This window comes from Sphingomonas sp. 10B4, assembly GCF_035019905.1.
Taxonomy (GTDB): domain Bacteria; phylum Pseudomonadota; class Alphaproteobacteria; order Sphingomonadales; family Sphingomonadaceae; genus Sphingomonas; species Sphingomonas glacialis.
In genome coordinates, this window is sequence record NZ_JASJVC010000121.1 from 1 (window position 1) to 5,539 (window position 5,539).

5 protein-coding genes and 1 pseudogene are annotated in these 5,539 nt (G+C 58.5%); 1 reads left to right on the forward strand and 5 read right to left on the reverse strand.

Annotation, left to right across the window (positions count from 1 at the left end; genetic code table 11):
• Positions 1–288: 288 nt before the first annotated feature.
• The 5 genes from QN347_RS18615 to QN347_RS18635 all read right to left on the reverse strand — a co-directional run bounded on the left by QN347_RS18615 (position 289) and on the right by QN347_RS18635 (position 4,942).
• Positions 289–1,119 carry a nickel transporter gene (locus QN347_RS18615; protein WP_322162102.1) on the reverse strand — a complete coding sequence of 277 codons (831 nt, stop codon included), beginning with the start codon at positions 1,117–1,119 and terminating at the stop codon, positions 289–291.
• A gap of 32 nt (positions 1,120–1,151) precedes the next feature.
• Positions 1,152–1,442 carry a hypothetical protein gene (locus QN347_RS18620; protein WP_322162101.1) on the reverse strand — a complete coding sequence of 97 codons (291 nt, stop codon included), beginning with the start codon at positions 1,440–1,442 and terminating at the stop codon, positions 1,152–1,154.
• A 191-nt stretch (positions 1,443–1,633) separates the two neighbouring features.
• Entirely contained in the window at positions 1,634–2,239 is a 606-nt protein-coding gene (locus QN347_RS18625; protein WP_322162099.1) for a quercetin 2,3-dioxygenase, read from the reverse strand.
• Entirely contained in the window at positions 2,236–3,414 is a 1,179-nt protein-coding gene (locus QN347_RS18630) for an alpha/beta fold hydrolase (protein ID WP_322162098.1), read from the reverse strand. Before QN347_RS18630 ends, QN347_RS18625 begins: the two co-directional genes overlap by 4 nt.
• A 577-nt stretch (positions 3,415–3,991) precedes the next feature.
• Positions 3,992–4,942, reverse strand: coding sequence for an IS5 family transposase (locus QN347_RS18635; protein WP_322164167.1), 951 nt, complete (start codon positions 4,940–4,942; stop codon positions 3,992–3,994).
• A gap of 126 nt (positions 4,943–5,068) precedes the next feature.
• Between QN347_RS18635 and QN347_RS18640 the strand changes: the two are divergent.
• Positions 5,069–5,378 (forward strand): annotated as a pseudogene (locus QN347_RS18640) (transposase); the annotation flags it as partial.
• Between the last annotated feature and the right edge of the window lie 161 nt (positions 5,379–5,539).

Consider the following 5,539-nt stretch of genomic DNA (forward strand, 5'->3'; position numbering starts at 1 on the left):
TTTCTCTACACTAAATCAGTAGGTTAAGCTACGCTCGCCAACCCGAAATCGCCCGTCCGACGAATAATCCGGGCTAGCCACGGCGCAAACCACAGTACTTGCTCCGTTGCTAACCTCTCAGGTCAGACGCACGCCGAATAGATGACCGTCGCCGGATGGATACGTCGGTCACCACGCCAGTCCGTTCGCAGCACGAGTTCGGCCGGCAAGCTTAGGTGGCGTGATGGCAGGCCTTTTACCTACCGTTGGTAGGGGCGAGACTTTGGAAGATCGTTCGCTCTGGCGCTGTCAAGGGAGCTTCGCGCCCACATCTCGTGCGCCCGAGATCTCGGCGGGAATGAAGCCAATGAGGGCGAAAACAAGCGCTATAATGCTCAACACGCCAGCACCAAGCAGCAGGGCGTGATCACTCGCCCAAGCGTTTGTGGTCGGGGACGCCAAGGTTACGAGCGCCAGCAGCCCGACGGCGAGGTTAAGAAGGCCGATCGTTAGGGTCATCACCCGCGAGGCAATTGCGGCGCGTTCGCTCGCCGCGCGGACCAGGTGTGATATCCACAGGCCATTCAGCCCTCCTGAGAATATCATGCCCAAGCTGAAAGCCACGGCGGCGAGGATCGCATTTCCGAGCCCGCCGAATTGCGACGCAGCAAGGCTGATGGCTGCCGCTTGGGAGAGGGTGTCGAAGGAAAGAGCGAACAGCATGCCCACCCCCGCGATAATCAGTGGATGATCGTTTGTTCCGCCCGTCAGCAACTGGGCCTTGAGGCCGACCGGCCGCACCGACTGGCCATGAGGCGCGATCCAGGCGGCGCGGAGGTTGAGCGCCCCAAGGGCGAGCAGAAACATGATCGAAACCGTCGTGCCGGCCACTGCGAGGCTGGATGGTATGCGCCACTGCGCCATTAGCGTCGCCGTGGCCACGGCAGTCACCAACACAACGACGCAATGACCCATGGAAAAGAGGACGCCAGCTAGTCGTGCGACGACCGGGCGAGTTTGGATGCTCCGGCGGGCAAGGCCATCGATGGCGGAGAGGTGATCGGCATCGAAGCCATGTCGCACCCCGAGCCCTGCCGCTACGCCGCAGAGCGTGAGGAATGTGCCGCCACCTAGATCCATGCGAGGCCTGCCATCAGCTTGTGAGACATGGCCTAGAGAGTTGCCTGCATGCTCAACCGAAACGACCGGGACTCGATTGGGTGAAAGTGGATGACATCGATGCCGCCGACGGGTTCTCCGGGAAGGCGTAATATGTAGAAATAGTCGATCGCCGAGGCCTGATTGTCGGTGAGGTTAAAACCCACCAATTCAAATCGGAGACGCGGACCGAATTTGTAGCCGATGCGGCCGTAGACCGTCCCGGCCTCAAGCTGCTTCTGGATCACAATGCCTTCGTTGGAGGTTGCCGCGATGTCTAGTTGGCTTGTGCGCGAACCGCTCACGGTAACTCCAGACACCTCCGTCGCGCGTGCCGTCGCGACCGGGGCGTCAACCAAATCCTCGGCGGCATATGCGCCGAGGGCTGGTGAGGATAACGCAAGGATCGCAGCCGCACATCGCCGCCGCTCCAGAGGCCTACTTTTGCTCCGTCGTGTACAGTCAGACTGTACGGTAGGCAAGTCAATGAACGTAGTCAAAACTTCGACGACTCGTTCTCGGCATCAAGAGCGCGGAACAATGTTTGATCACCGCTGGGCATACCTCCCCAACGTCGCTTGGCAGCCATGATCTCTTCAGTGGATAGGATGCGATGTCTTGCTGGGGGCAAAGCATACTCCTCGGCAGGGCTGGCTAAGGCCTCAAAGTACTTCTCGAACCCGGCGGGCGTCGTGATCAACATGAATTTCGCAGTTTGCGATACGACGCGAAATTCGTGGCGCGTTGAACGGGGAACATAAACGAAAGCACCCGCGGTAAGCCCGTAATACATCGTATCTCCCACGGCGAAATCCATAACGCCGGCGAGAATGTAGAACGCCTCAGTGGTGTTGGAGTGTGTATGGCCCGGTGCGGCGAAGCCTCGCGGCGCCAGCTGCTCAACAACACAGAATTGCCCGTTCGTGTCTAGCGCTCGCGCTTTAAGCGTAAATAGTGCCTCCATAAACCAGATGGCAGGCCCTTCATCCGCGTGAAGTACGTAACCTGGCGACAAACCGTCTGGCGTTCCGCCTGCCCGCTTCGTCGACACAGGGTCATCGGGCCCGATTTCAACCGGCGGCTTCAGAAATGAAAGCGTCATGGCTGCACCTTCTCGTCTGCACTGAGATGACCATCTTCGATCAGCGTTCGCTGCGTAATATTCAATGCGCCGAAGGCTCGAGGGAGCCCGGTGTAAAGCGCTAGTTGCTCGTAGAGCTCCGGGAACTCCTCGATTTTAAGTCCATGGCGCAAGCCGGCGCGTACATGCACCGGGATTTCATGCTCGGCCCCAATCGCAACCAGCGCGGATATCGTGGCAAGCGAGCGGTCGCGGCGGCTCAAGCCGGCCCGCGTCCACACCTCTCCCCAGCAATACCGGGTCAGAAAGTCTTGGAACGAGCGCGTGAACGGGGTGATCGCGGCAATTGTCTTGTCGACATGCGCATCGCCCAGCGCAACGCGCCGACTACGAAAGCCGACGTCGAGATTCGCCGCCGATCCGAAGTGATCGAGTAGCGCCCTGACGGTTTTTGCCGGTTGTTCCAGCGTCACAAGATGCGCAGCGACAGAAATGACTTCTGTCTTAGCGTTCGGCAAAGTTGACAACAATTCTTCTTGCGACGTCGGGACGAACCGGTCTTCGGCGCCAGTGAGAATCAGCACCGGCGCGGCTATGCGGCCAATATCCTGACTGAGATCCGAATTCGCCATTGATTCGTAAAAATCGGCTAGACCCGCAGACGCGGTAGACGCGACGGCTTCTTCGAGCAGTTTCACCAGTGCGGGGTCACGCTTTCGCAATGAAGGCGTGAGCCACCCGCCGATCAGCTCGCTCGCTACATGATCGATATCGCCGGCGCGCAGCCGCGCCGCGAGCGCGATCCACAGATCTGCATTCTTCACTTTGGCGCTGGCGCCTATCACCGCGATTCGACTGACGCGCTCGGGATGATGAATCGCGAGCCAGAGGGCCACGACACCTCCGAACCCACAACCGGCGATATGGGCCCTGGCGCATCCTACTGCGTCGAGGGCCTCTACGGCAGCGTGGCCGATTGCGGCCACGTCAGCAGACGGCACCGAAAGGAAATCTCGGACAGGACGGATAATGCGGAACTGCTCCGAGAGCGGGCCTAAAACGGCGTACCATGTTGCCGCCCCCACCCCCGGCTCATCTAGGAGAAGTAATGTCTGCGCGCCCGCCGGACCCGTTGATGATGTTTTCACTTGATCGTGGTTATGCGGACCGTGACCGTGATGGGTGTCAAAACTCATTACTCACTATCTCCCCTTTTTTAAAACGACCCTACGCCCTTTGCTATCTTGGGCTAAGTAACTGCAACCCTAAGGATGAGTCCTATCGCATAACGGTTGATCAATACTGCGGTCGTCGCGAAGAGATCGGGCATCGCCAGAGCCGCAAACACAGGGCCGAAATGACATCCCGCCGCGAGGTGTGTCGCAGTTCTCGGCTTCCGCAGTCTAACCGTAACGGCCCGCTTTCTTTTGGGCGATTATCGCACAGTTGTGCGGTTAACATTCTTATTGTTAATATGAGGAAGTCGACGAGTCAATGGCCTTCTCATGGCCATCGGCTTGGTCGGGTTCGAGAGGAAAGGGAGGTGCCAAAGTCACTCTGACCGATGATGAGAGCCTGATCCGAAAGTAGTTAAGGAACCCCTGAACAGGTAGCAAATTCAGGGTGCGGGCGGCGTCAATTGTTAAATTTGCCGCCAAGCTCTCTTTGAGGTGCGTGTGTTTGGCCGATATGGCGGATTTCGGGCCTATCTTTGCTGGTATCTGGCTGTTTCCGGGTGCATTTCCCGTTCGGCGGGCGCAGTTATCCTGCGGTTCAGGCCAATTTCTCGCGCATGATGTAGATATTGGCCAGGGTGAGTTGGCAGAAAATCTGCTGGCTGTTTTTGTACAGCCCGCGATAGCGGGTCTTAGTGTAGCCGAACTGGCGCTTGACCACACGAAAGACGTGCTCGACCTTGGAGCGGAACCCGGACGTAAACCGGTTGATCCGACGCTGTTCATCGGTCAGGGCCTGGCCCTTCCTGCGCTTGAACGGCGTGGCCCAGACGACATCGCCTTGGGCGCGCTCGGCTTCGAGCGAACGCTCGTTACTGGCATAGGCGCTGTCGCCAAAGGCGATTTCCTCCTCGCCGTGCAGCAGGGCAGCGGTCACCACGCCGTCATGCACATTGGCCGACGTCATGTCGGCCGAATGGACGCAGCCCGAAGCCGCATCCACGCCGATATGGGCTTTCATCCCGAAGTACCACTGGTTGCCTTTTTTGGTCTGCTTCATCTCGGGATCGCGCGACTTCGCGGCGTTTTTGGTCGATGGCGGCGCGGCAATCAAAGTCGCATCCACGATCGTGCCTTGGCGCAACAGCAAACCACGCTCGGTCAAAATCGCCGTCATCTCGTCAAACAGCACTTTGTGCAGTTCATGTTTCTCCAGCAAATGCCGAAAATTCAGAATCGTCGTTTCGTCAGGCACGCCTTCAAAGTCAAAGCTGATCGCGGAAAAATCGCGCAACAGCGGCGTCTCAAACAGCGCTTCTTCCATCGCCGGATCGGACAGTCCAAACCATTGCTGCAAGAAATGAATCTTCAGCATCGAGCGCAGCGGGTAGGGACGACGACCACGACCAGCCACCGGATAATGCGGTCTGATTAACGCCTCGAACCGGTCCCACGGCACCACAACCGCCATCTGATCCAGAAATATCGCGCGCCGCGTCTGTCTGCGGGGCCGTGACATACCAATTTCCGAAAAACGACCCTGCTTCATGCGCTCCTCCATTTGCCAAGAGAATCACATCATCGTCGCCGCTGCAAGCCCGACTTGTTCAGAGTTTCCTTAAGCAATACCAGTATCTTGTGATTCAGCCGTCTTTGCGAAGAGATGGAGGAAGCCATGGGATGGACTGTTATTGCCCGGCGCGAACATAGCCGGGAAGGTTTGCGATATCCAAGCGATATGACGGAACGCGAATGGCTGCTGACGGCGCCATTCATTTCGCCTGCGAAGACGGGAGGTCGGCGCCGGACGACGGACATGCGCGAGGTTGTAAACGCGCTGCTGTATATTGCGTCGAGCGGCGGTGCGTGGCGGATGCTGCCCAAATGCTTTGCGCCGGACGGTGCGGCGCTATTTCTACGCTTGGCGGAACACCGGCTTGTTCGAGACGATCAACACCGTGCTGGTGATGAACCTGCGTGAGATTTAGGGGCGCGAGGCGCACCCCAGCGCCGGCGTGATCGACAGCCAGAGTGTAAAAGAGGTCATCGCATCCAGTGTTCTCTAGCCTGGATTATTCATGAGTCTTCGTACCAGGGCTTTGCCGACCCGGCTTTGCGGTTTGACGACCGCGGCGGGCGGCAGTTT

What these genes read in the sequence shown, in the direction of transcription:
- QN347_RS18615 (WP_322162102.1), bottom strand. Translation starts at nt 1,119, where the DNA reads ATGGATCTAGGTGGCGGCACATTCCTCACGCTCTGCGGCGTAGCGGCA.
- QN347_RS18625 (WP_322162099.1), bottom strand. Translation starts at nt 2,239, where the DNA reads ATGACGCTTTCATTTCTGAAGCCGCCGGTTGAAATCGGGCCCGATGAC.
- QN347_RS18630 (WP_322162098.1), bottom strand. Translation starts at nt 3,414, where the DNA reads ATGAGTTTTGACACCCATCACGGTCACGGTCCGCATAACCACGATCAA.
- QN347_RS18635 (WP_322164167.1), bottom strand. Translation starts at nt 4,942, where the DNA reads ATGAAGCAGGGTCGTTTTTCGGAAATTGGTATGTCACGGCCCCGCAGA.